The organism is Peribacillus kribbensis DSM 17871 (assembly GCF_000430765.1).
Taxonomy (GTDB): Bacteria; Bacillota; Bacilli; order Bacillales; family DSM-1321; genus Paraperibacillus; species Paraperibacillus kribbensis.
The window spans coordinates 228,880-253,104 of record NZ_KE387241.1 but is presented as its reverse complement, the minus strand read 5'-3'; the positions used below and the strand labels follow the sequence as shown (position 1 = coordinate 253,104).

The following is a 24,225-nucleotide window of genomic DNA, read 5'->3' as shown; positions in this document are numbered from 1 at the left end:
TTCATTCCTCCGCCAGCATATAGCCTACTCCGCGTATGGTGCGTATAAGATCACCATAGCTGTACGGGGCCAGTTTTTTTCGCAAATAGTGGATATACACATCAACTACGGATTCGCCTGCACTGGATTCAATCCCCCAGATCCGATCGTAAATCTGGTCACGCATCAGGATTTGTTCCCGATTCTGCAGTAAATAATGAAGGAGTTCATATTCCTTTTTGGTCAGCTTTAATGAGTGCTTTTCTATGAAACATTGTTTTATATTCGTATCTAAAACAATTCTTCCATAAGTTATCTTTCCTTCAAGACCTGATTTTCCGCTCCGCCTTAGAATCGATCTGACTCTGGCTAAAAATTCCTCTGTCGCAAAAGGCTTAACCAAATAATCATCTGCCCCTGCATCCAGCCCCAGAACTTTGTCTTCTGTACTATCTTTAGCAGTCAGGATCAAAACAGGAGTATTGATTCCTTCATTGCGTACCTCTCTAATCAAGGAAATACCGTCCAATCCTGGAAGCATCCAATCAACGATTAATAAATCATACGACTCTGACCGGGCCATGAATAAACCATCTCTTCCGTCGGCGGATTGGTCCGTCTGGTAGCCCTCTTCTTCTAATATTGTTGTTAAAATCCTAAGCAGGGCAGTATCATCCTCGATGATAAGCATATGCATTTTCTACAGATCCTTCCCTTGAAGTTTATACATATAATATCAGGGTTTTCTTTAAAATTTATTAGAAAAAGCTCCCTTAGGTTTTTAAGAAAATTCTAAGACGGTCCTTTTAGACTAGTAGTCAGACATCAGAAGACAGGAAGTGAGGAAACAAAATGGCTAAAATGCAAAATAAGTGGGTGATGCTTTGTTCTGCCGCGATTGCCGCAGTCTATGGAACCGGTTATTTTACTACCGAACATGAGGCGGATCGGCTGGCTGAAGAGAAGCACGCACATGTCCACATAGGAAAAGGCAGCAAGAAAGACAGCAATATGTCTGCTTCACCCCAAGTGAAGGCAAAAAGCATGTATAAAGAAGGGATATTCACCGGAATCGGGGAAAACAGGCGGGGGTCTATTGAGGTCGCCGTAACTATAAAAAAAGACAAAATTATCGATGTTGAGATCAGAAACTTTGCCATGCACTATTCTGAAACGGATATAGAGGGTCTGCCTGACGAGGTATTGAAGAGTCAGAGTGCCCAAACAACCAATGTATCAGGTGCAACTTACAGCACTGAGGCGTTTCAGGATGCCGTGCAGGAAGCACTCTCTCTCGCTCGAAATGCGTAAGGTGACTCTATGATAAAAGCAAAATTATATATGGATACTGTGGTGAAAATACAAGTCGTTACAAAAAATCCAGAAGAACGATCAGCAGCCGGGGTCAGGGTGGACAGGGCCTTTCAGGTTTTCCATAGGGTGGAACAGGCCTGCAGCCGGTTTACTCCTGAAAGTGAAGTGATGAAGGCCTGCCAAACAGTAGGGAAGCCCGTCAAGATAAGTCCTTTCTTATTTGAACCCCTAAAATTCGCTCTTAACGCTGCAGAGCTGACAAGCGGAGAATTTGATCCAGCCATCGGTAAGCTGTTGGAGGAGCATGGATACAACCGTCATTATCTCACCCAGGAAACGATATATACACCATTAGCAGAGCATGGTGATTTTCGGGATATTGTTTTAGATGAACACCTTCAAACTCTCTATCTGAAAAAGCCTCTTATCATTGATCTTGGGGCTGTGGCGAAGGGATTCGCTATCGACCTGGCGGCAAATGAACTAAGGAAATTCGCCGGCTTTATCATAAATGCTGGGGGAGATGTATATGCCGGGGGATCGGATGAGAATGGGCAGCCCTGGGAAATAGGGATTCAGCATCCCAAAAAGAAGGGCCGCGTGATTGAGACTGTTAATCTTTCGGATGAAGCAATTTGTACATCAGGAAGCTATGAGCGCATGAATAAAGAAATTCCAGGCATGCATCATATGATTAGTCCGAGAACTAAGGAATCACCGAATGATTTAATCAGTTCAAGTGTCATTGCTCCCTTTGCGATGATGGCTGATGCCTTTTCCACGATAACATTTTTACTTGGAAGGGAAAAGGGAAGGGAATTACTGGAGTCTATGAATCTTAAAGGACTATTGATTAAGAATGATTTACAAATAGATAGATTGGGAGGGTTCTAAATGACCGTGAGAAAATGGCTCAAGACACCTAAGGGTTATGTGACCCTTGTACTAATCATGTACCTGGTGATCGCTTCAATTGGATATAAAGAAATAACGGGGATTCTTCATGCGATTATGGCGGTGCTGGTCTCCGTATTTGCGGAGACCCTGGTAAGGGCAATAAAAAAAGAAAAATGGGCCTTTCCTTATAGCGCCATTATCACTGGATTAATTATTTCTTCCATCCTAAGCTCGTCTTCACCTCTTGGAGTCGTTTGCGTGACTTCATTAATGGCAGTTTTGTCTAAGTACATACTGATTTATAAGAAGAAACATATCTTCAACCCTGCTGTCATGGGTCTGCTTTTATCCCAATTGCTCTATCATTCCGGACAAAGCTGGTGGGGGGCATTTGGCGATCTGCCGGGTTGGACCCTGCTGCTGCTTATTTTAGGGGGATATCTGATTACCGGCCGTGTAAATAAATTCCCTATGGTCTTTACATTCCTGGGTGTTTCGTTCGTTCTCATGCTTTTAATCGGATTCTATAATCCGGAAGCTGAGATGGAGGCTCTTCGTCCTCCATTTATTAATGCAATCCTTTTCTTTGGGTTCATTATGCTCACAGACCCGCCGACTTCTCCAGCGAAGGATAAAGACCAGATAATATACGGGCTTTTGACGGCTGTTGTTGGAACAGCCGTCTATGGACTATTTGGAGGATTGAATTACTTATTCATTGGATTGATCCTAGCGAATGGCTGGAATTGTTTAAAGAAAGCCCGATCCAAATCCACTGCCCAGAGAATAACTATCAGAACTCAGCACCGCTAGAGCTGTCATCTTAGAAGAGAAAGCAAAAATAACATCCAGAAACGCAGAGGAGTAATGTGGCCGGATTCCGGTTATATAAAAATGTGCAGATAAAAAAAGAAAGAAGGACAAGACGTGAAATTAAGTGTGCTGGATCAATCAGTAATCCGGGCGGGAGGGGATGCCCGTGATGCGTTCAGGGAAACAGTCAGGCTTGCCAAATGGGCAGAGGAGCTGGGATATGAGCGATTCTGGGTGGCGGAGCATCATAATACCAACGGCATAGCAGGGACGGCTCCTGAAATTTTGATTGCGCATATTGCTTCCTTGACCGAAAAGATCCGGGTCGGGTCTGGAGGAGTTCTGCTGCCCCAATACAGCCCTTATAAGATTGCCGAGGATTTCAAGGTGCTGGAAGCCCTATTCCCCGGGAGGATGGATCTCGGTATAGGTCGTTCGCCAGGCGGAGGGGCAGACACAAGGCTGGCCTTGACAGATGGCATAAGAAGAAGCTTAAATGAGTTTCCGAGACAGGTAAGAGACCTGCAGGGATTTTTGACAGAAAGTCTCCCAGAAGACCATATGTTTAAAGGAGTAACTGCCTATCCTTCTGTGGACAGTCTTCCGGAGATATGGATGCTTGGCATCACACAAAGAGGGGCAAGGCTGGCAGCAGAAAACGGTACGGCATTTACGTATGGCCATTTTATTACGCCTGTGAACGGAAAGAGGGCACTTGATTATTATTATGAGTATTTCCAGCCTTCATCCCTCCAGAGGCATCCAAAGGCAAACATCTGCATCTTTGTGGTGTGTGCTCCAACCCAGGAGGAAGCGGAGGAGCTGGCCCTCAGCCAGGATATGTGGCTCCTGGACGTGGAACAGGCACGCGATACGCGGATTCATTCCGTGGCAGAAGCGAAGAGCAGGTCTCTATCCAGTGCTCAGCGTGCAAGGGTTCAGGAAAACAGGAAGAGGGCGGTTATTGGTACACCTGAAAAGGTAAGGGAAGAGCTTAAGCTGCTTTCGGAGATTTACCGCACAGATGAGTTTATGATCATAACCAATATTCATGACACTGAGGCGAAATCAAGATCTTATTCCTTGATTTCACAGGTAATGCAAAATATATAGACAGGCGGTGGGCACATGTTTGTATACAGCTCCAGGGAGATCAAAGAAATGGATCAACAGGCAGCCGAAAAGGGACTGAATACTTTTACTTTAATGGAAAGTGCAGGCAGGGAGCTTTTTGGGCGTTTAATCCAGATGATCGATAAAAAACAGAGGATCCTTATCCTCGCAGGAGCAGGCAATAATGGCGGAGACGGTATTGTACTGGCCCGTTATTTAAAAAATCATGGCTATACCTGCGATCTGGTGTTCCCTGCAGGTGAACCAAAAACCGGCACTGCCGATGAACAGTTTACATTTTATGAAGCAAATGACTTTGAAGCCTCCGAGATCAAGGGCAATTATGAAGTGATTGTGGATGCTCTGCTTGGAGTTGGGGGACGGCTTCCGTTACGAAAAGAAGTTTCCGAGGTCATTGCATGGGCAAACGGGCAGGATGCTTTACGGATTGCGGTCGATGTTCCAACAGGAGTGCTTGCGGATGAAGGAACAGCGGATGAAGGAGCATTCCAGGCTGATTATACCTTCTGCCTCCATGGCTTCAAGCCTTCCCTGTTTATGGAGAGCAGTGCAGAGAAGTATGGGAAAGCAGAGGTGCTTGATATTGGGCTGAAACAGACTTCCCGGGTGAAAATCTGGACAAAGGGAGACGTGAGACAGAGCTTTCCGAAGCGAAGCCCTGGCGCGCACAAAGGCACCTTCGGCAATGGTCTGCTGATTGCGGGAACAGACGAGATGCCGGGGGCCGCCATCCTGTCCAGTCTGGCTGCTAAACGGAGCGGAATCGGCAAGCTTACCGTGGCCACCACCCAGTTTGCAGCGGGAATCCTTGCAGGGCGGGTTCCGGAATGTGTTTTCCTCCATAATGGCCTTGAAAAGATAGCGAAGGGGGAGATTCCTCCCAAGATGACAGCAGCTGCGATCGGTCCCGGTCTAAATGACGAAGAACTGATTGAAAAAGCCGTTCAAACCTTGCTGGAAACAGACCTGCCCTTACTTATTGATGCAGGTGCACTAAAAAAGAGAGAGTATCCAAGTAGGGAAGCTCCAATCATCCTCACCCCTCATCCAGGAGAATTCCAGAAGATGACCGGTTTGCCTATCAAGGAATTTCAGAAGAACCGGATTCAAGCAGCAAGGGATTTCTCCAGGGAAAATCAAGTGATTCTGGTCTTAAAAGGACGTCATACAGTGATTGCCTTTCCAGATGGAGAGGCAAGGATTAACACGGCGGGAAATGCAGGTCTTGCCAAGGGCGGATCAGGGGATTCCCTTACTGGAATCATGCTGGCATGCCTGGCCTCCTATAAGGATGTTAAAGCTGCGGTTTCCAATGCCGTTTATTTCCACGCAGCATGTGCTGATTATTGGAAAGAGACACGGGCGGAAACGACTTTGCTGGCCAGCGACTTAAATGAAACACTTCCATATGTGATGAAGGAATTTGAAGCATAAAAAGGAGGCTGGCAGATGGACGCTGCCAGCCTTTCCATTACCAGCCAAACTTTTCAGTCTGAGCCGGGATGCCCAGTTCCTCAGACGCGGCAAGGATAAATTCTTTTCGGAAATAATAGCTTATGGAAGCAGTGATCTTTTCATTTTCCACTTCATGATATTGGATATCATGAATCATCGGACCGGCTGGACCTTCCGCAAGCGTAACCGTAACCGGCCTCCCCCATAAGAGGTATTCGGAAGCCATATGGCCCGGAAGGCCGTGCTGAAGCGAACCGCTCTCCATCTCTTCCCTTGTATATTCCAAAAACCCAAGGCTTGCCTCATAATGAGGCTCGTCACTGAACAGGCTGAGCATTTCCGCAAGATTTCCCTCGTTGAATGCCTTTAGATAGGCTTGGATGACTGCTTTATGCTCAGCGGATAGCGAGATTTCTGGGTTGAGAAGGTCATTACCTTCATTCCCATTCTTTAGTTTTTCCTTCATCCTCCGCACCGAGGCATAGACTGCCCCAGGCGTGGTCCGCACCATCCCGGCAATTTCCTTAGCAGAAAAACGGAAAACCTCCATCAGAAGGAAGACGGCGGCCTGACGGGGAGGAAAGCTTGCGGTCAAGCACTCAAGCGCATACTCCAGTTCCAGGTTATCCTCAAATTCCGCGTCGGGCTCAAGGTGCTCCTGAAGCACCCCCAGTGCCATTTTCCGGCGGCGGCAAAGATCAATCCAGGTGTTGGTTGCAATTCTGTACAAATAAGCTCTCACATCCGTTGCATGCCAGCGCTGATAATAGGCTCCCATTGCCTTCAAAAAGGTTTCCTGAAACAAATCCTCTCCATCCCAGGGAGAACCAGTCAGATAGCGGCAGTAGCTCCACAGCCCTTGGCGATGCTCTTCAATCAGGACTTCAAATCCGCTTTTTAATTCCCTTGCTTTCTCGCCTATATCCTGAACAGTTTTCATTTAATAAGCCCCCCAGTTATTAGATTTATATGTATAACGAATGAGAGCTGCAGAATTATACGGGGGTATGATTTTCTTTTAGAAAAGATTCCGGATTTAGATTAGGAGATTCCAAAATGATGGCCGTCATCCCAGTCTCACTGCCGGATTCGTGCATCTCACCGGCATCCCAGAAAACGGCATCTCCTTTTTTTATCACTGCACGCCGTCCATCAGGGCCGGACGCCCACCCTTCGCCGTCCAAGACCAGAAACAGCTGTGGTAAAGTAGCTTCGTGCCGGCCGACTATTCCATGCGGTTCAATATACATACATCCAAAAAAGGCCGGTTGGTCAGTTTTCATAATTTTAGAGAAAATGACATTGTGCGAATCGTATTGTTCGATCTTTTTTCCTGTATCGCTTCTGAATGTGAAAAGTTTCATGTGAATCCTCCTGTATGGAATGAATGAGGTTCTTCAGTGTGCCTGCAAAAAATAAATGGGCTTAAACTTCCCATAAGGAAATTGTACCAGAGCTTCCATTTCCCATCTTCAATTTTCTGGAAATATTATTAATGATATTTTGAAACCAGAGAGCAGCAGATTCGTATAAAATAGAAAATGATAGAAAATTTTCTGCGAGGAGAGAGTGTTATGTTCAAAAAAGTTGCTTCTGATGTTTTAGGATTGAGTGATATAGGAAGTGTAATCAGTCCTGCAGATTATGACAAGGTCGATGCAGACGATTATGTGATGCATGAGGATAATGAGAAAATTTACTTTTTAATTAAGTCAAAATCAGATGAATACTGCTTTACCAATAAAGCGCTGATCCATCTTGACGGCACAAGCGCCATCAGCAAAAAGCGCATGTTGAAACGGTACAGCTATTATACCGACACCATCTCCCATGTCAGGCTTGAAACAGCGGGAACGGTTGATTTGGACGTTGAAATCAAATTCACGATCGGATCTGAGGCCTTTTCCATTGATGTACATAAGAAGCACATCGAAGAACTAAAGGACTTATACAAATCCCTGATCAAAATTGCGGAAATCTGCCACGAGAATGAAGAATACTTGAAATACGCCCATGACAGCCTGAACCTGGCATCCAACACACTGAGCCGCGTCACGACCAAAGAAGAAACATTGGTCGACAGCTTCAAACAAATTAACGAAACAGCCTTCAGCTGGCTCGTTAATAACCGCCGCAAATTCAAAATCAAAGACTTTGGCTACGTATTCGACAAATACATCAACAACTGATTTTTGGGGTCTGGTCCATTTCCTGAAGCCCTAAACCTAGTCATACCGTCTTTTTTGAGGGGTTCGCCCCCATTTTCAGGATCTCAGGTTTGTTTTCCTTTATTTAGGGAATAAGATAGAGGGATATAAAAAGAGAAGCTAGATCGGAGAATTCGGGGGGACAACAGGATGAGCAGGAAATGGACTGCAATTTTCAGCTTGCTTACAGCAGTTGCGATGTTTTTGGTTCATTAATTCATCAAAATTGTTTATTATGAAAAGCGGCCTTTTAGGCGGCTTTTTTATATATATAGACGGTTGACATATGTAAACTTTGCCGCATATCCTGCAAGCATGCAGGAAAATTCATTGTTGAACCGAATACGTATAAAAGCCCGCCGGAATTTCAAAAAGGAGTTGTATCATATGCGGCCCATTCTTCTCGGCGTCTGCGCAGCCTTCTTTTTTGCCTCCACTTTTGTGCTCAACCGTTCCATGGAGCTATCAGGGGGCAGCTGGCTGTGGAGCGCTTCACTGCGGTATATTTTTATGGTCCCATTTCTCTTGGGAATTGTGATCGGCCAGAAAAAGCTTCGCGGATTGCTCCGTGTAATGAAGGAGCATCCAGGATTATGGCTGTTATGGAGCTTTGTCGGATTTGTCCTGTTTTACGCTCCTATCTGCTATGCGGCTGCCTATTCGCCCGGGTGGCTGACTGCCGGCACCTGGCAGATCACCATTATTTCTGGCTCGCTCCTGGCACCGATTTTCACACAAAAAGTCCAGACAGGGAGCGGCCCTGTCCATGTCCGTGGCAGAATTCCTCTTAAGGGTCTGGGAATGTCCATGATTATCCTGGCCGGGATTATCCTGATGCAGGCGGATCATGCGGGAGGAATTACCAGCAGCGAGCTTCTTGCAGGATTGATACCAGTCCTCATTGCATCGTTTGCCTATCCGCTCGGCAACCGGAAAATGATGCAAATATCCGGTGACAAGCTCAATACATTTCAAAGGGTGCTGGGAATGACGCTTGCCAGCCTTCCATTCTGGCTTATACTTTCAGCAATTGCGTATGCTAAACACGGGATGCCCGGCAAGGGACAAATAATGCAATCCTTTTTAGTCGCAATATTTTCGGGAGTCATTGCTACTGTTCTTTTCTTTAAGGCCACAGATATGGTGAGGGATGATATGGACAAAATGGCTTCGGTTGAAGCGACCCAGTCTGTCTCCGTCCTGTTTGCCCTTTTGGGGGAGGTTCTTTTCTTATCCTCCGACATTCCATCTCTTCTGGCCTGGACCGGTGTTTTAACCGTCATGCTGGGCATGGTTCTGCACAGCTTTTCAAGCCGTAAGAAAATTGTGACGGTTAATCAACAATTAGGAACGAAAGCTTGATTCATTTCCTGTTATAATGAAAGAAAAAGGCGGTGATTTGATGCTGAAGAGATGTATGACATGCAGAAAAGAATACACACTCACACCAAAAGATCCCCAATATAAAAAGTTCCTTCTTAAGCCCGACTCGCTCTACATCTGCCGTATCTGCGGCCAGAGTATGCAAAATGATGCACAATCCATAACAGGGCTGAATCCAGATATGATTGATCAGCATGATAAATATGTAAGATGAAGATGCGGAAGGCACACGGAGCGGTGTCTTCCTTTTTTCTTTGCTGCAAAAAAATCGAAAAAAAATAGACTTCCAAGGAAGCCTTAAGGTATATGTTTTTTATCAGAGGCTGCGGGGGAATCGATCCGGGTGGAGTCTGATGTATGTAAAGCAGACTTTAAAAGATAAAAGAATACCCCGCCCATCATTCCGAATAAAATGGCAGCACCTATCAGGACCGTCCATTGGTAACCCATTTAACCCCCTCCTTTGTTGATGTATATGCAAGCGCAGGGAGGAATAAGACTAGCAAACTAAAAAGAGGAGAAGAACATATGAAGAAAATAGTGATTTCATTCAGCGGCGGGAAGGATTCAACCTGGGCGCTGCACCAGCTGCAGCTGTCGGGTGTGTGGGAAATTGATTCCCTTTTGACAACCATCACAGAAGGCTTTAACCGGACGAGCATCCATGGAGTGAGGTATGAGCTTCTTAAACGCCAGGCGGAGGCGCTCGGCATTCCTTTGAGGGAGGTCTGGATTCCCGAGAATAGCAGCAATGAGATCTATTCGGACAGAATGGGCAGGGCTGTGGCAGAAATGGTCCGTGACGGAGTTGAATATATTATGTTTGGTGATATTTTTCTTGAGGATGTGAAGGCATATCGGGAAAAGATGCTGGAGGGAACAGGGGTCAAACCGATATTTCCTATCTGGCAGAAAAATTCAACCAGCATCGTAGATTCGTTCCTGCAAGAAGGCTTCAAAACCATCCTTACCTGCGTGGATATGGAACAGCTGCCATCCTCCTTTGCCGGGAGGATTATCGACAAGGAATTCATCGGGGACTATCCGCAGGATCGCGATGTATGCGGGGAAAATGGGGAATTTCATACATTTGTATTTGATGGTCCCAATTTTTCGTTTCCTGTTGAGTTCCGTCTGGGAGATGCACATATCGCACCGGATATCATGACAAAGAAGGACCGGTTTTATTTTATAGACTTAGTTTCTGAGTAATAAATAAAAAATCGACAAATTCCACCATATCATTCGCTTACCCTGCTAAATAGTGGTAAAAGTATAGTAAGAGAGTCATGGAAAAGGAGATATAGGTATGGGATGTGAAGTCTGCCTGCCAAGGGCACGGGGCTATACGGTTTATTTTTCTGAAAATGAGAGTACAGAACTGCTGGAAAGCTATTTTCAGGAGTTTCCTGATTCTGCATATAAATGGGTGAATGAAAGAATAATTTGGCTGGAGGAAGTGGCATTTTTTGATTTGATGGACTATGCAGCCGTACATATGGATGTCAATCATCTGTTTGCGGTTGAGTCTCCTAAGTCCGATCCAATAAAAAAGTTGAATGAGATGAGGCCGGTCCGAACATTCAGGGCGGAAAGGGAAGCGAGCTGGATTGATGACCTTATTGACAAGAACTCGTTGAAGACTTTTTATCAGCCCATTGTCAGTTATTCTGACGGCAAAACAAGTATCATCGGCCATGAGCTTTTATCAAGGGGAGTGGACGAGGAAGGAAAGATCATCCCGCCTTATAAAATGTTTGAAGCTGCAAGGATCCGGAACCGGACCTTTTCGCTGGACCGCGCCTGCAGGATGCAATGTGTAAGAAATGCAGGAGCGGTAAAGGATAAATTGATTTTTATCAATTTTATTCCTACTGCCATTTATGTTCCGGAGCATTGTCTTTCCACTACGTTTAAACTGATTCAAGAGCTTGGCATTAAGCCGGAGCAGGTGGTATTTGAAGTAGTGGAGACCGATGAAGTGGAGGATTTGGAACACTTAAAGAAAATCCTTAATTATTACCGCAGCCAGGGCTTCAAATATGCGCTTGATGATGTCGGGACAGGGTACAATAATCTGGAGAAGCTTTCCCGGATGCAGCCGGATATTGTGAAGCTTGCCATCGAATATACAAATGGAGTAAGCAAAGATCCATCCAAGCAGGAAGCCGCAAGGAAAGTACTCGAGATGTCCCACAATATGCATGCACTTGCTCTTGCAGAAGGAGTAGAAACAGAGGAAGACTATCAATTCCTGATTGAATTGGGATATGACTTATTCCAGGGCTACTATTTCTCCAAGCCGCAGGAAACACCAGCGGAGGATTTAGATATCACTGAAGGTGCATACATAAAAGGATAGCAGTAGAATTACCATGGTTACCGCTTGTTCTTTTTCCTGAGTTGTCAGAAAGTTGCTTTACTCATATCCGAGGTTTAATATATTAAATGGAAAACACCGCCGCGTAATGTAAATGGCCCTTTGAATTAAAGAAATAGGATGATGGAAAATGAAAAGAGCAAGAATCATTTATAATCCAACATCAGGCAGAGAGCTTTTTAAAAAGCATCTGCCAGAGGTGCTGGTTAAATTAGAGAGAGCCGGCTATGAAACGTCCTGCCACGCTACAACTGGCGAAGGAGATGCTACGGAAGCTGCCAGGCTTGCCATCGAACGGGGATATGATGTCGTCATTGCTGCCGGAGGGGACGGAACAATCAATGAAGTAATCAACGGCCTGGCGGATGCACCTGTGCGTCCAAAGGTTGGGATCATTCCGGTCGGCACCACCAATGACTTTGCACGTGCCTTGAAAATTCCAAGAAACGTGGAAGCGGCAGCGGACATCATTGCCGAAGGACAGACAATGGCCATTGATATCGGAAAAATGAATGACCGTTATTTCATAAATATAGCTGGCGGAGGAAGGCTGACCGAACTTACCTACGAAGTTCCCAGCAAGCTGAAAACCGTACTCGGCCAGCTGGCGTATTACCTAAAAGGCATGGAAATGCTGCCTTCCATTAAAGCGACCGAGGTTTCCATTGAGTATGATGGGAAAATCTTCGAAGGCGAAATCATGCTATTTTTAGCAGCCAATACAAACTCGGTAGGCGGATTTGAGCGCCTTGCCCCGGATGCATCATTGAATGATGGGATGTTCACCTTATTGATCCTGAAGAAAGCCAATCTGGCCGACTTCATCCGGATTGCCAGCCTTGCCATCAGGGGAGAACATTTAACTGATTCTCACATTATCTACGTGAAAGCAAACCGGATCAAAGTGCATACCAAAGAGCGCATGCAGCTGAACCTTGACGGAGAATACGGCGGAGACGCACCAGCCGAATTTGTGAATCTGTACCGCCACTTCGACTTTTTTGTACCGAAAGTGATGCTGCCGGTTGAGGATATAGTGGAATAGAACACGTTAAAGAGACGGGCAAAGGTGCCCGTCTCTTTGCTGTTGTCCCGGGCATGAGAAACACATCTTTAGGTTCCTGGCCGTGATTGGTGGTTCATTAAGAGTATGAAGTATATATCTATATCTGACCAATTAGAAAAAACAGCCGCCACCAGCAGCTGTCCTTACTCCATCACTTGTTTCCCTTCAAGAGCTGATTCCACCTGCTCCATGATCCGCAAACTGAAGTCCTTGTACTCATCAGGGAATGGTGCATCCTCATCATCCGGTTCCTTAAATTGATTGAGTCCCGTTGCTGCGGCCCCGATGTTTCCATCTTCATCCACATCTGTTTTAAACTCATGCTCTAGCAGGAATGGGGTTCCGAGCTTGATGGTAGTGCGGTCGTCCTCGAGAGAATCATCCAGGGCGGCAAAGGGAATCCGGATATACGGCTGGTCGCCTTGCTGATCATCGACTTTATAGTCCAGGTGTGCATGATCGTATTCCCAGTTGTCTCCGACGACAAAGCCTATAGGCCGCAGGGCATCCTTTAAAGTCCCAAGCGTATAGCGCCTGCTGTCTAGCTTGGTTTGAATAGGAATCATTTTATTACCTCATTTCTTTGAGTGTATACCGGAAAAGGCAGGTATTTACAGAAGGTTTTCCACGGGGAGAAGGATTTCAAACATTTGTAAGTTTGGGGGTACATCAAAAAGCCCGCAAACATGCGGGCACTTCATTTATTCCTTTACAATTCCCATCGCAAAACCATCATAACCCTTGCTGCCGACTGTCTGGATGGCAGTCGAATCAATGCGGGGGTCCCTTGCCAGCAGATCTATGAATTCCCTGACTCCCTGGATTTTGGGATCATCCGAGCCTCCATCCGTAACACAGCCCTGCCGTACCACATTGTCCCCTACAATGACAGCGCCTGGCTGGCTAAGCTTCAGGGCCCATTCAAGATAATGTGGATTATTGGGCTTATCCGCATCGATGAAAATAAAGTCGAAGGTCCTGCCTTGTGCAAGGAGATGTGGAAGCGTATTCAGCGCCGCGCCTACAATAATTTCTACAGAGTCGGCCAGTCCTGCCCTTATGATATTCTTTCTTGCTATTTCCGCATGCTTTTCTTCATATTCCAGGGTGACTAGCCGGCCTCCTTCAGCAAGAGCGCGGGCAAGCCAGATGGTGCTATATCCGCCCAGGGTGCCGATTTCAAGTATATTCTTTGACTTCTTCATCCTGGCCAGAAGATGGAGCAGCTTACCCTGATTGGGCGCTACATCAATGGGGGGCAGCCCGGCAGTCAAATTGGCCCTGCTGACTTCCTCCAATACTTTGTCTTCCTTGATCAGCTTTGATTCGAAATACACATCAACATCGGTCCACGTTTTTTGATCCATTGTATGCCCCCTGAACTTTTTACCTAATTATACCTTTTTATTTTGAAAAGTGATCCAATCTTCGCTGTCTAACGTTAGCTTTATAAAACGAACGTATTCTCGGAGGTGTCAAGATGAAACAAAGAAGAATCTGGCTCGGGGCAGTGTGCCTGTCCGGCATGCTGCTCAGTGCCTGCCAGCAGGAGAGAGATCCGGCCGTAAAATCTGTACATGCTGAAGCTGGACGGAACACGAAGACACAGCTAAAAGAGACGGCGCAGCTCTCCCAGGATTCTGTCTTTAAAGAATTCGGCCTTCTAGAAAAGGACGCAGAGCCGCTATTGAAAAAACGCTTGGAATTGGAGCGTATCCAAATGATGAATAATGAGGGAATTGTGCCATACAGACTTTTGATACCAAAGCTCAAAATGGATGCGAAAATTGAAAAGACAGGACTTCTGAAAAATAAACAGATGGGAGTTCCAACCAATGATAAGAATGCTGCCTGGTTTGAACCCGGCACCAAGCCCGGAGAACTGGGTAGTGCCGTGATTGACGGCCATGTGGACAATAAAACGGGGCCGGCCGTTTTTTTTCGCCTGAAGGAATTAACGGCTGGAGATGAAATTACTCTCTTTGACAAGAACGATAAAAAAATGATCTTTGTGGTCCAGGAGAAAAAGAGTTATCCATATGAAAATGCGCCGGTTGAGGAGATCTTCGGGAAAAGGGACAAGCAGAGGCTGAATCTGATTACCTGTACCGGTCTTTTTGACCGTAGTAAAGGTACCCACCAGGAACGTCTCGTCGTCTATACGACTCTGAAGGAGGACCAGGGTATGACCGCTGGCAAAGCTCCGATTACACCCGGAAGTATCATGCTCACGGGGAGTTTTTTGACCTGGCATGCAGTAAGGGAAGAGTCCGTAATCGGATACAGAATCTATCAAAAAGGGCAGAACGGAGACGTAAAGTGGGTCAAAAGCATTTCCTCCATGGAAAGGAAGAGCTTCACCGTTTCTGATGATCCTGCTGCAGAGTTCTATGTAACTGCCGTTGATTTATTCGGAAAGGAATCCAAGCCGAGCGCAGTGGTGAAAAGTCAGTGAGGCCCTATTGAGGGCTTTTTTTTCGTGTAAATGTGTAGATATAAGAAAACATAGGCGGAGGATTTCCGGCTAACGTTTACATAGAGGAAGCTGAAGAAGCAGTTATAAGCGGAAAAATTCGATTGGCCGCTTTACCCAAAGGTTCGAATCATATAAACAGAAAAAAACCGCCTTTTCGAAGGCGGGCTAGCTGCTGTTATTTAAGTGTATCCTCTTTTTCTGCTTCCTCTAATTCCTTCATTTCCTGGTGAGTCTGCGGGAATCCATTGGCTACCCATTCATTTCGATATGTCGAGTCAAGCTGTGTTAGACCTTGTTCTTCAGGAACCTTATCTGCATCCACACTTTCCATTTCATCAAGTTTGCCGCTGTTTCTCATATCCAAGTCCTCGAGGACCTCGACATTTCCGTTGCGTTTTTTATAGGCTGCAAGAAGCAGCGCTGCAGTTCCTGCTGAAACCATTGATCCCATGAGAATAGTCGAAGTTAGCTTTTTCATAAATACCCCTCCGTTAAAAAGTATTTTCCCTTCTTCATTTAATACCCTTTTTTTGAATCTTTAATCTTTTGTGTAACGGAAGTTTACCTGGGGTCTGACTCTAATCCTTGGAAGGACCGAAGGGTGAAGATTACTATTTTTCAAAAGCGTGAAAAGTCTCCAACAAAAAAGCCCATGGATCATGTGATTGTCCAGGGCTTGCTCATTAGGTATTTTCCTTTTCTTCCTTCTCTTTATCAAACCATAGCGGCTCCTTGTCATCCACATCGCCATTATAATTGATTAAGATCTCTTCTCCAGCTTTTATATCTGTGTAAGCATAAAACTTAAATGTATGGCTCTCAAAGTGAATGTCATACGTAGCATTTGGGGTGTATGAATGGTTGAACAGCATTCCATATCCAAGCACGATGGCAGAGTGGTTTTTGCCGTATTCAAACACATAATCACTAAGTACCGTATGCTCAATCAGCATATGCTCGACATTGGGGTAAGGGATGACCGGCGCTTCATGGATGAGCTCGCCCTTTGCTATATCAACGGTAGCAAACACGCCTCTATTGAATTCCCCATCACTGAGAGGGGATGTTTTGATTTCTATAATGTTAATCACCTTCAAGTTTTTTTGTCTGCTCCACCAATATAACATTATTCGTAAAAAATTTCACTCTGGTTCCGTATCTTCCGAAGCCGGAAACAGACTACATATCCTTCCATCCTCTCACCTGAATCCTATCCCAGCAAAAAAAGCTAAAAAAATTTATGAAATAGTTGATCCAGAAAGAACGCTGCTTCGTTTATTGATCATAAAAGCTAAAAGGGAAGGTGATCTCTTTTAAAATTAAAAACTTTTTTTAAAAAAGTGATCCAAATCAAAAGTGCCTTCGTTTACTAGACAAAAGCTGAAAAGCACCAACATTTACCGGCTGAAAAAACTTTTAAAAAAAGTGATCCAAATCAAAAGCTTCATCGTTTACTAGACACAGACTAAAAAGGGAAATGAAGAATTTAATTGCTGCAGATAAACCAATTTGTTTACGAGACAGATATGAAAGAAGGGATACAAAGGAGGTTTAAAAGACAGAATTCTTAGAAAAATATTAATCCAAAAAAAAGATTGCATCGTTTGCTAATAAAATTAAAAACAAAAGAGGAGAGATTCGATTATGAAACTAAATAAAAATCTTAAAAAGATGGCAGCACCTGTACTTGGAATGAGCCTTTTATTTCCGACTATGACCAGCGCAGCAACCGCACCGCCTACTGTGAATACACCGGCTGTGGATCTAAGGGCATCCCTTGACCAGCTTTTATCTGAACACTTTGCTTTAGCGTTTGCAGCAATGACGAGTGCGTATGATGGAGCACCAAATGCAGAGGAAGCGATGAAGGCGCTTGACCAAAATGCGCTGGATATGCAGCCGGCGATTGCATCGCTCTACGGGGAAAAGGGTGCAGCTGAATTTGAACGAATCTTCAGGGCTCATAACAATGCGACAGATGATTATGCCATGGCTGTAAAATCCGATGACCAGAATGCTGAGGACCAGGCAAAGATGGGGGTAGACAAATTCGTGAAGGACTTCTCGGCATTCCTGGCAGCAGCGACAGGCGGAAAGCTGCCGCAGCAGGGAGCCATGCAGGCTCTGCGCACCCATGAAAATTTAGTCCAGAAGGCATTTGATGACTATGTGGCAGGTGATTATAAAGGAACATACCAAACATACCGCGAAGGCTTCAAGCAAATGTTTGATGTGAGTAAGGCTTTATCATCAGCTATCACGGCACAGATGCCGGATAAATTTAAAGGGAGTAAGCCGGATACAGCCGCGGGTGATTTGAGATCAGCCCTTAACCGTCTGGCGGCCGAGCACTTTGCGCTGGCTACTATGGAAATGCAGAAGGAATATGCTGGATCCAAGGACTTTGACTTCGTGAACTGGGCTCAGGATGCCAATACAGCAGACTTTAAAGCCGCTATTTCTTCCATATACGGGGCTGAGGCCGGAAACCAATTTGTCAATGTATGGCAGCCGAATCACATTGATGCTCAGAGTGACCTTGTACAGGCTGTGAAGAAAAAGGATGACAATATGCGTAAGGATGTGGAAAATCGGATTGACACATTCGCCAATGATTTCGGTGCATTCCTTGGAACAGCAACCGAAGAAAAGCTGCCGACTAAAGCGGCTAAGGATGCGGTAATGGCCCACGAACAGAGCGTCATGAAAACCTTTGATAACGCGGTAGCCGGTGATTACGCAGCCACGTACCAATCATGGAGAGAAGGCTATAAAATCATGTTTGGCGTCGGTCAGGCTCTGGGCAATGGAATTGTCACCCAAATGCCGGGCAAGTTTGAAACCGTGACTATGCCTGGACAAATGCCTCACACCGGAATGGGCGGAGCCAGTGAAACAACAGATTCCCAGGCTCCTTGGTTGGAAGCATCCCTAACAGCCATGCTTCTATTGGGATCAGCTGTTGTCATTAGAAAGAAAATGGTTAAGCAGCAGTAATGCGTGGAATGGAGAGCTTGCTTCGATGAGGCAGGCTCTTTTTTCAGCCTTAATTTCGTCTGATTCAAGGGATCGAGACTCTTGAAATACATATAAAAAAGAGAACGGCTCAGACTGCCGCTCCCTCCCGCATGTTATTCCTCAAAATTATGCTGCTCTTCAATCCGGCCATGCTCATTATGGACGATGGCCATGGTTCCGGCTTCCTCCGCAAGACGCTTTGCTTCCTTAACTGCCTCTTCTTTGGAATCGGTTGTAAGATTGGGCTCTTCCTCGCCTTCGGTCTTTACTGCCCAGCCTTCCTCCTCATGCGGGACCACATGGAACCTGGCATCATCTGTGCCGGCGCGGTCCTTAAAGTATTCTTTTTGTTCATCTGTAAAATCAGCCATTTGTAAAACCTCCTAAGTGTAGATGGTTAAAATGTAGTATCCCTTTACCCGATGGGGGAACGGAAAAACATTGAATAGGATAGGCAGGGCTGACAAATAATAGAAAGGGATTTTTAGAAGACCATCCAGTTAGGAGGCTGACGATATGGCGAAGGATAAAGGAAAGCAGCCAGAATATAACACCGGAACGAAGGGGGTTGCCCAGCCCTTGATGAGCACCGGCTCCACTGAAGCAGGGCTCGATTGGAATACAGACGGTTCAAAGCTGGCCGCAAAGCCAAAGGCTGGCGAGCAGCTTATGGGTGAGGACGGCACAACCGGCCGCCTCCGCTAATCCAAGGAGGAAAAGAGTATGAAGACCAAGGATAACTTTCCAGAAGGTGCAAAAAACACGAAGGACAACCAGGTTTTTGCACCAGCTGACGAAGGACAAAAGCATGAATCACCACAATCCGTGCGCGGCGGCGCAGGGAAGCAGGATTCGTAAAGGAAATGCCCACGATCAGGTGGGCATTTTTTTATGGAGCGTAAGATACAGACCCCGGCCCCGCAATAGGTATGGTACCATTAAATGTAAATACGGGGAAATGGGGACTGTCCCCATTTCCCCAAAAGGAGATGGGCCCATGAAGCAGATGGTGGAGTTTTATACGAATCAGGAGCCATTTAAGAGTGCAAGGCTGATCAGGAGCAGGCATGAACAGGATGTGGTTCATGAGGAGTATCATGAGCCTGAGGATGGACGGCAGATGTGCGTGATTGTGCTGGAAAGGTATTATTTTCGGACAAGCGGAAGAGCGGCTTTGACTCTAATTATAGAGAATCTAAGCGGCAGGACCAAGGTCCGCTGTATTTCGGCAGGAAGTGCTGAGGGAATCTTTAATGTTGATTGGGGAGCCGGCAAGAACTTTGCAAGATCCATTGAAGAAGTCCTAGAGCCATATCTGGTGGAAAAATAGGAAGCCTTTCCGCTTCGTTCCGGTAAGGCTTCCTGCTTTATGTGAAATCCTATTTCAGGTATGTTAAAATCATGAAAGCTGAAAAATAAAAAAGAGCGCAGAATCCCGCGCCTGAAATAGAAAAGGAAGTATGTGCATGAAAAGAACAGCACCTGTCGCAAAAAATGATTTTGTTGAAGTGGTGTTTGAGGACCTGACTCATGAAGGGGCAGGGGTTGCTAAGGTAGATGGCTACCCGATCTTCGTACAAAACGGTCTTCCAGGAGAAAAAGCCCAGATCAAGGTGTTAAAAACCAATAAGGGCTACGGCTTCGGCCGCCTGATGGAAATCATCGAGCCGAGCCCATACCGAGTCGATCTGTCCGATATGGATCAAAGCCTGTATGGAGGCTGCCAGATCCAGCATATGAGCTACGAGGGCCAGCTGAAGTTTAAGGAAAAACAAGTGAGAGAAGTCTTAGCCAGAATCGGAAAGCTAGAGGATGTCAAGGTTCACTCCATTATCGGCATGGACAAGCCGACCCATTACCGAAACAAGGCCCAGGTCCCTGTCGGCGAAGAGGAAGGAACGCTGATTGCAGGCTTCTTCAAGCCAAGGACCCATGAAATCGTCGATGCCAAAGAAAGCATCATCCAGGATCCTGTCATTAACAAGACCGTCCAGACAGTGAAGGAAATCTGCAGCGAGCTTGGTATTCCGGCTTATCAGGAAGAAACCCATAAGGGCGTGCTCCGCCATATTATGGCCCGTTTTGGCAAGGTAACAGGCGAAGTCATGGTGGTCATCATCACCCGGACAGCGGACCTGCCATTTAAAGAAAGAATCATTGAAGAAATCCAGGCACGTGTCCCGAATGTAAAATCCATTATCCATAATATCAATACAAAAAAGACCAACGTCATATTCGGAGATGAAACCAGGACCCTCTGGGGAAGTGAAGTCATCTACGACAGCATCGGCGGTATCAAATTTGCCATCTCGGCCCGCTCCTTTTACCAGGTTAACCCGGAGCAGACCAAGGTTCTCTACGACAAAGCCCTGGAGTACGCAGAGCTGGCGGGAGAAGAAAATGTCATCGACGCCTATTGCGGCATCGGGACCATCTCTTTGTTCCTGGCTCAAAAAGCAAAAAAAGTATTCGGTGTGGAAGTCGTTCCAGAGGCCATCGAAGACGCAAAACGAAATGCCGAGCTGAACGGCATTGAGAACGCAGAGTTTGCAGTGGGAGAAGCGGAAGTTGTCATCCCGAACTGGTATAAAGAAGGCAATGCTGCCGATGTCCTCGTGGTCGATCCGCCGCGTAAAGGCTGTGACGAAGCCCTTCTGCAGACCATCATCAATATGAAGCCGAAGAAGGTTGTGTATGTTTCCTGCAACCCGGCAACTCTTGCAAGAGATTTGAGAGTGCTGGAAGACGGGGGATATAAGACTGTGGAAGTCCAGCCGGTGGATATGTTTCCGCAGACCATGCACGTAGAAGCAGTGGCTAAGATAATAAGGATTGATACAGATTCCTTATAAGTGTTGATATTAAAGGGTTACGGAATAATACAGTTTGTCTCCGGGAAAGTGGAACAGCTCATTTTTGACTGTATTGATGTAAAATTGATGTAAAAAAACATAGTAATACCTAATAATTTATAATAAAAGACGCTAATTTATCCGTTAGCGTCTTTTGGTGTTTCCTTATTATTTGGCTCTGTTAAACGTTAATGTTGATATTTCATCAAAAGAAAAGAACCCATTTATGAGTTCTGCATGTAGGCATCTTATTAATTAGCCCTCCAAAAAGAACAGAGTGGTGATTTGATCTAGCCTTAAATGTCCAAATCTCGGAAGCACCCGATTTTTAAGATTCAGATTATAACTATACAGAGTTTTTTCGGAAATATTCGAAGCAATCGAAGATGGAGTTGAATTTATGGGCTATACTAGCTGGGGAATCATTGATTTAATTAGTTATTCATCTTCTGAAATGGAAAAAAGGTATGGTTTTATTTATGTAGACCAAGACAACGATGGGAATGGAACATTAAATAGGATACCAAAGAAAAGCTTTTATTGGTACAAAGAAGTGATTAAAACTAATGGAATTATGGCTATGGAAAAAGAAGAAGTATGAAACTAAAAAGAAGTGGAGAAATTCCGCTTCTTTTTTATCTTTGTTCCTTTTATTACTATTTTAGTTTTCTCTACCATTAAAAAATAAGATTGTGAAGGGTTGCGCTTAAACTAACGGGTGCTTTTGCGAAAGAACTGGCTGCCATTTTCGGTGGCTTTTCTTATTGAAGTAACGGGGCAGTTTAGCTCAAGAAAGATATTTCACCTAAAAGGATTAATTGTGGAGAATGCCATCATAAAGGGATAAGAATGAATTTGTATTAAGCAATTGTACGGGGGATACAGTTGAGTATCGTACATTTGAAAATGGCTGGGGATTGGAAGCTTTTCAACTGATTGAAATGTAAAAAGGTTGAGTTAATATTTTCATAATATCAAACGCCCTGAACTCAGATAAAAGGTAACTGAGTCAGGGCGTTTGATATTTTATTTAACAGCTGTGAGTTTTTGTGCCAGACCATATAATTAATATTTCAAGGTTATTTGCAAGTTGATGTGCTTTCTTCAATCACTCATTATTATTATTTTGATGCTTTGAACCCTTAGGCTGGTGAGAATGGACTGTAAAGCTTGCGCTCAGTCCTTTTTCATTCTTAGGACCGTCAGAGTCGACATAAACCGTTGGTGAAAACGCCTGTAACGAAATACTTTTATCCTTCAACTGCAATTTGACTGATTCTCCCTTGTGAAGGCAGACTCCATCCACTGTAATGAATTGAGCGCCGCCCGCTGGATCGGAAAGTTGAGAAGCCGTTAATGGAATAGGATCTCCATTTCCGTAGATAACAGCATCTCCAGGTGCAGCCTTAACTCCGTCAGGAAGTATGAATGTCACGGTGCCAAGCAGACTGTTTTCACCTAGTACATCAGTGATGGTGATATCTTGGTTGTTTGCAGTGCTTGAAACATAAACCTTGCCGACTTTGCTTGGCTTGGAAAACAACTTATGCTCTTGAACGGTTCCCGTCAGATTATACAGCCATACTTGTTCGGGGTCCGGGTCCTGAACACCAAAGTCATTATCGTTTGTGAGGGCCAGGGTATGGTCATTTGGCATCGCGATCCCTTCGAGCTTGGAGTTATTGTATCCGCGCTGTTTGGCATCTACAAAAAGTGCTTTTTGTAAAGGTTTTACAGTTACCGTAGTACCCCGTGTTGGCGTAACAGTATAGGTTTTATCTGGAGCGTAGGGAGTCGTGACGGTGTTTTCAAGCGTCACATCTGTTTTGTCTAAGCTCTCGCCGTCCAGGAGACCAAAAATATTGGTAGGACTGGCCGCCGTTGAAAAAGCAACTTTGAAAATACTTTTATAGCTGTAGTCGCTGTCTCTTTCATCAAAAAGAACATGATCATCATCTAAAGCAGTAATATCGGAGATCAAGTGTTTACCGTCCAATACGTATAAAAATTCCTTTGGATCTTTGTCCATGTGTTTCAAATCATAGCGAAGGACACGGATCGCTGTTGATCCCTTTGGCGGGGCAGATCCGTCTCCGTAAGGATTAATGATGGGTCCCTGAAGTGCTGTATACAGATATCTGCCGCTAGGTGTAACAGTCGTTCCTTCCAATCCCTTGTTTGGATTGCGCATGGCAAAAACAGCCGGAAGAATGTCGTGGACCGGAACAGCAGGAGCAGAGGCAAATAGATCCTTCTCCCCTTTTGGAACAAGCCGCTGAATGATTGTCCCGTCTCTTTTCACCTGAACAAGACTCGGTCTGTATTCTTCACTCACCCAAAAGGTATCATCATTGGGATTATAGCTGATGGCTTCTGTATCAAGGCCATATGGATCAGCGGGAAGGACCTGGCCGTCAGCGCCGTAAGAAATTTCATCCATCGTTCCAAAGCCTGCAAGCTTAGTAGTATTTTGACCAGGGAAATTCGAAATACCGGAAATGTTTCTGGATTTGGTAATCGGATCTGTATATCCCTGAGGCAGTTTTAGCGGAATCTGTTTCAGTACATGGACAGCACCGTTGCCCAATTCAATTTTAACAATCTGAGGAGAAAAGGATGGGACCGGAAAAAACTTGCCGTATTTAGAATCCCCGTTAGGTCCGCGGTCGGTAATGGTATAAAAAACATTCTCTGGATCTTTTGGCAAATGAACCAGTCCTGAAAATCCGCCTAAATATAATTCATCGCCTTTATGTATAGCAGGGACGGATTTTATGTCATCATCGACTGATTTTCCAATGGGAATCTTGTCGTATAACTGGAACATACGGGCATTCCAGGCATTCTGTTCATATTGCTTTACCATTTCTCCCTCTTTATGAGTGCTTGGCACTGCATTAGCAGCCTTTAAAGAATCGGCTGCAGCCTTGGGTATAGTTCCGGCTGCACAAGTTAAAGCACCTGTTATTACTGCAACAGAACACGAAGCAATGGCAGCCTTCCTCTTTAAAATGGAAACAAAACTTCCCATTATAAGAACCTCCTTAAATGTTGTATAAATTCTCCTTCTTGATTGTAGCAATTAAAGAACGACTTATTATTAAGCTATCGTTAATAATTGTAAAGTTACGGTTAAAATGGAATCATTACGAACGGGGCAGGTTAGTGCAAGAAGGATTATTTATCTGGTTCAAGGAAAATAAACCTTAATAGGGGTGATAAAGTGGAAACAAATGTTTTATTTTATAAAA

General features: G+C 45.1%; 28 protein-coding genes and 1 pseudogene. 18 read left to right on the top strand and 11 right to left on the bottom strand.

Annotated features, from left to right (window positions below; all coding sequences use genetic code 11):
- Nucleotide 1 precedes the first annotated feature (1 nt).
- Nucleotides 2–676 (bottom strand): response regulator transcription factor, encoded by a 675-nt coding sequence (locus tag H539_RS0121525; protein ID WP_026695237.1) that lies wholly within the window; start codon nucleotides 674–676, stop codon nucleotides 2–4.
- A 155-nt stretch (nucleotides 677–831) separates the two neighbouring features.
- On the opposite strand from H539_RS0121525, the gene H539_RS0121520 reads away from it, so the two are divergent.
- From H539_RS0121520 to H539_RS0121500, 5 genes are all read left to right on the top strand, one after another.
- Nucleotides 832–1,290, top strand: a complete 459-nt coding sequence (locus tag H539_RS0121520; protein WP_026695236.1) for an FMN-binding protein — start codon at nucleotides 832–834, stop codon at nucleotides 1,288–1,290.
- 9 nt (nucleotides 1,291–1,299) lie between these two features.
- On the top strand, nucleotides 1,300–2,187 hold the full coding sequence (locus H539_RS0121515; RefSeq protein WP_026695235.1) for an FAD:protein FMN transferase: 888 nt from the start codon (nucleotides 1,300–1,302) through the stop codon (nucleotides 2,185–2,187).
- Nucleotides 2,188–3,003 carry an RnfABCDGE type electron transport complex subunit D gene (locus H539_RS29340; protein ID WP_051348730.1) on the top strand — a complete coding sequence of 272 codons (816 nt, stop codon included), beginning with the start codon at nucleotides 2,188–2,190 and terminating at the stop codon, nucleotides 3,001–3,003.
- Nucleotides 3,004–3,117: 114 nt separating this feature from the next.
- Complete coding sequence (locus tag H539_RS0121505; RefSeq protein ID WP_026695234.1) at nucleotides 3,118–4,116, top strand: LLM class flavin-dependent oxidoreductase; 999 nt, start codon at nucleotides 3,118–3,120, stop codon at nucleotides 4,114–4,116.
- Between the two features lie 15 nt (nucleotides 4,117–4,131).
- A complete protein-coding gene (locus tag H539_RS0121500) occupies nucleotides 4,132–5,571 on the top strand; it encodes an NAD(P)H-hydrate dehydratase (protein ID WP_026695233.1) in 1,440 nt (479 codons plus the stop codon).
- 37 nt (nucleotides 5,572–5,608) lie between these two features.
- Here H539_RS0121500 and H539_RS0121495 read toward each other — a convergent pair whose 3' ends face one another.
- Together H539_RS0121495 and H539_RS0121490 are read right to left on the bottom strand one after the other, a co-directional pair.
- Complete coding sequence (locus H539_RS0121495) at nucleotides 5,609–6,532, bottom strand: sigma-70 family RNA polymerase sigma factor (RefSeq protein WP_026695232.1); 924 nt, start codon at nucleotides 6,530–6,532, stop codon at nucleotides 5,609–5,611.
- A gap of 55 nt (nucleotides 6,533–6,587) precedes the next feature.
- Nucleotides 6,588–6,956: a cupin domain-containing protein gene (locus H539_RS0121490; RefSeq protein WP_026695231.1), complete on the bottom strand. Its 369-nt coding sequence runs from the start codon at nucleotides 6,954–6,956 to the stop codon at nucleotides 6,588–6,590.
- A 210-nt stretch (nucleotides 6,957–7,166) separates the two neighbouring features.
- Between H539_RS0121490 and H539_RS0121485 the strand changes: the two genes are divergently transcribed.
- The 3 genes from H539_RS0121485 (at nucleotide 7,167) to H539_RS0121475 (ending at nucleotide 9,396) form a co-directional block, all read left to right on the top strand.
- Nucleotides 7,167–7,781 (top strand): PH domain-containing protein, encoded by a 615-nt coding sequence (locus H539_RS0121485; RefSeq protein ID WP_026695230.1) that lies wholly within the window; start codon nucleotides 7,167–7,169, stop codon nucleotides 7,779–7,781.
- A gap of 405 nt (nucleotides 7,782–8,186) precedes the next feature.
- Complete coding sequence (locus H539_RS0121480) at nucleotides 8,187–9,161, top strand: DMT family transporter (protein WP_026695229.1); 975 nt, start codon at nucleotides 8,187–8,189, stop codon at nucleotides 9,159–9,161.
- 40 nt (nucleotides 9,162–9,201) lie between these two features.
- Nucleotides 9,202–9,396, top strand: coding sequence for a hypothetical protein (locus H539_RS0121475; protein WP_026695228.1), 195 nt, complete (start codon nucleotides 9,202–9,204; stop codon nucleotides 9,394–9,396).
- A gap of 83 nt (nucleotides 9,397–9,479) precedes the next feature.
- Here the strand turns inward: H539_RS0121475 and H539_RS32470 are convergent, their stop codons facing one another.
- Complete coding sequence (locus H539_RS32470; RefSeq protein WP_169816043.1) at nucleotides 9,480–9,632, bottom strand: hypothetical protein; 153 nt, start codon at nucleotides 9,630–9,632, stop codon at nucleotides 9,480–9,482.
- Nucleotides 9,633–9,710: 78 nt separating this feature from the next.
- Between H539_RS32470 and H539_RS0121465 the strand changes: the two genes are divergently transcribed.
- From H539_RS0121465 to H539_RS0121455, 3 genes are all read left to right on the top strand, one after another.
- Entirely contained in the window at nucleotides 9,711–10,394 is a 684-nt protein-coding gene (locus tag H539_RS0121465; protein WP_026695227.1) for a Dph6-related ATP pyrophosphatase, read from the top strand.
- 97 nt (nucleotides 10,395–10,491) lie between these two features.
- Nucleotides 10,492–11,544 (top strand): EAL domain-containing protein, encoded by a 1,053-nt coding sequence (locus H539_RS0121460; RefSeq protein WP_026695226.1) that lies wholly within the window; start codon nucleotides 10,492–10,494, stop codon nucleotides 11,542–11,544.
- A gap of 148 nt (nucleotides 11,545–11,692) precedes the next feature.
- Nucleotides 11,693–12,607, top strand: coding sequence for a diacylglycerol kinase (locus H539_RS0121455; RefSeq protein WP_026695225.1), 915 nt, complete (start codon nucleotides 11,693–11,695; stop codon nucleotides 12,605–12,607).
- A 164-nt stretch (nucleotides 12,608–12,771) separates the two neighbouring features.
- On the opposite strand, the gene H539_RS0121450 is transcribed toward H539_RS0121455, so the two are convergent.
- Nucleotides 12,772–13,194, bottom strand: coding sequence for a YugN family protein (locus tag H539_RS0121450; protein ID WP_026695224.1), 423 nt, complete (start codon nucleotides 13,192–13,194; stop codon nucleotides 12,772–12,774).
- A 135-nt stretch (nucleotides 13,195–13,329) separates the two neighbouring features.
- A complete protein-coding gene (locus H539_RS0121445; RefSeq protein WP_026695223.1) occupies nucleotides 13,330–13,995 on the bottom strand; it encodes an O-methyltransferase in 666 nt (221 codons plus the stop codon).
- Between the two features lie 113 nt (nucleotides 13,996–14,108).
- Between H539_RS0121445 and H539_RS29335 the strand changes: the two genes are divergently transcribed.
- Nucleotides 14,109–15,083 carry a class F sortase gene (locus tag H539_RS29335; RefSeq protein WP_051348729.1) on the top strand — a complete coding sequence of 325 codons (975 nt, stop codon included), beginning with the start codon at nucleotides 14,109–14,111 and terminating at the stop codon, nucleotides 15,081–15,083.
- A gap of 196 nt (nucleotides 15,084–15,279) precedes the next feature.
- On the opposite strand, the gene H539_RS0121435 is transcribed toward H539_RS29335, so the two are convergent.
- Entirely contained in the window at nucleotides 15,280–15,582 is a 303-nt protein-coding gene (locus H539_RS0121435) for a hypothetical protein (protein WP_026695222.1), read from the bottom strand.
- Nucleotides 15,583–15,787: 205 nt separating this feature from the next.
- Entirely contained in the window at nucleotides 15,788–16,186 is a 399-nt protein-coding gene (locus H539_RS0121430) for an SET domain-containing protein (RefSeq protein ID WP_026695221.1), read from the bottom strand.
- 562 nt (nucleotides 16,187–16,748) lie between these two features.
- Between H539_RS0121430 and H539_RS0121420 the strand changes: the two genes are divergently transcribed.
- Nucleotides 16,749–18,101, top strand: a complete 1,353-nt coding sequence (locus tag H539_RS0121420) for a hypothetical protein (RefSeq protein WP_026695219.1) — start codon at nucleotides 16,749–16,751, stop codon at nucleotides 18,099–18,101.
- A 134-nt stretch (nucleotides 18,102–18,235) separates the two neighbouring features.
- Here the strand turns inward: H539_RS0121420 and H539_RS0121415 are convergent, their stop codons facing one another.
- The gene (locus H539_RS0121415; RefSeq protein ID WP_026695218.1) at nucleotides 18,236–18,493 is read right to left on the bottom strand and encodes a DUF2188 domain-containing protein; all 258 of its coding nucleotides are present in this window, start codon (nucleotides 18,491–18,493) and stop codon (nucleotides 18,236–18,238) included.
- 145 nt (nucleotides 18,494–18,638) lie between these two features.
- Between H539_RS0121415 and H539_RS0121410 the strand changes: the two genes are divergently transcribed.
- The 4 genes from H539_RS0121410 to rlmD all read left to right on the top strand — a co-directional run bounded on the left by H539_RS0121410 (nucleotide 18,639) and on the right by rlmD (nucleotide 20,974).
- Entirely contained in the window at nucleotides 18,639–18,827 is a 189-nt protein-coding gene (locus H539_RS0121410) for a hypothetical protein (RefSeq protein ID WP_026695217.1), read from the top strand.
- Nucleotides 18,828–18,845: 18 nt separating this feature from the next.
- Entirely contained in the window at nucleotides 18,846–18,980 is a 135-nt protein-coding gene (locus H539_RS33170; RefSeq protein WP_281171456.1) for a hypothetical protein, read from the top strand.
- Between the two features lie 139 nt (nucleotides 18,981–19,119).
- Nucleotides 19,120–19,452 carry a DUF6054 family protein gene (locus tag H539_RS0121400; RefSeq protein ID WP_026695216.1) on the top strand — a complete coding sequence of 111 codons (333 nt, stop codon included), beginning with the start codon at nucleotides 19,120–19,122 and terminating at the stop codon, nucleotides 19,450–19,452.
- Between the two features lie 136 nt (nucleotides 19,453–19,588).
- The gene (gene rlmD, locus H539_RS0121395; RefSeq protein ID WP_026695215.1) at nucleotides 19,589–20,974 is read left to right on the top strand and encodes a 23S rRNA (uracil(1939)-C(5))-methyltransferase RlmD; all 1,386 of its coding nucleotides are present in this window, start codon (nucleotides 19,589–19,591) and stop codon (nucleotides 20,972–20,974) included.
- A 255-nt stretch (nucleotides 20,975–21,229) separates the two neighbouring features.
- Here rlmD and H539_RS33470 read toward each other — a convergent pair whose 3' ends face one another.
- Nucleotides 21,230–21,313: a hypothetical protein gene (locus H539_RS33470; protein WP_425414755.1), complete on the bottom strand. Its 84-nt coding sequence runs from the start codon at nucleotides 21,311–21,313 to the stop codon at nucleotides 21,230–21,232.
- A gap of 25 nt (nucleotides 21,314–21,338) precedes the next feature.
- Between H539_RS33470 and H539_RS0121390 the strand changes: the two are divergent.
- Nucleotides 21,339–21,575 (top strand): annotated as a pseudogene (locus tag H539_RS0121390) (family 1 glycosylhydrolase); the annotation flags it as partial.
- 507 nt (nucleotides 21,576–22,082) lie between these two features.
- Here the strand turns inward: H539_RS0121390 and H539_RS30300 are convergent.
- Nucleotides 22,083–24,005, bottom strand: coding sequence for an esterase-like activity of phytase family protein (locus tag H539_RS30300; RefSeq protein WP_051348727.1), 1,923 nt, complete (start codon nucleotides 24,003–24,005; stop codon nucleotides 22,083–22,085).
- Nucleotides 24,006–24,225 lie beyond the last annotated feature (220 nt).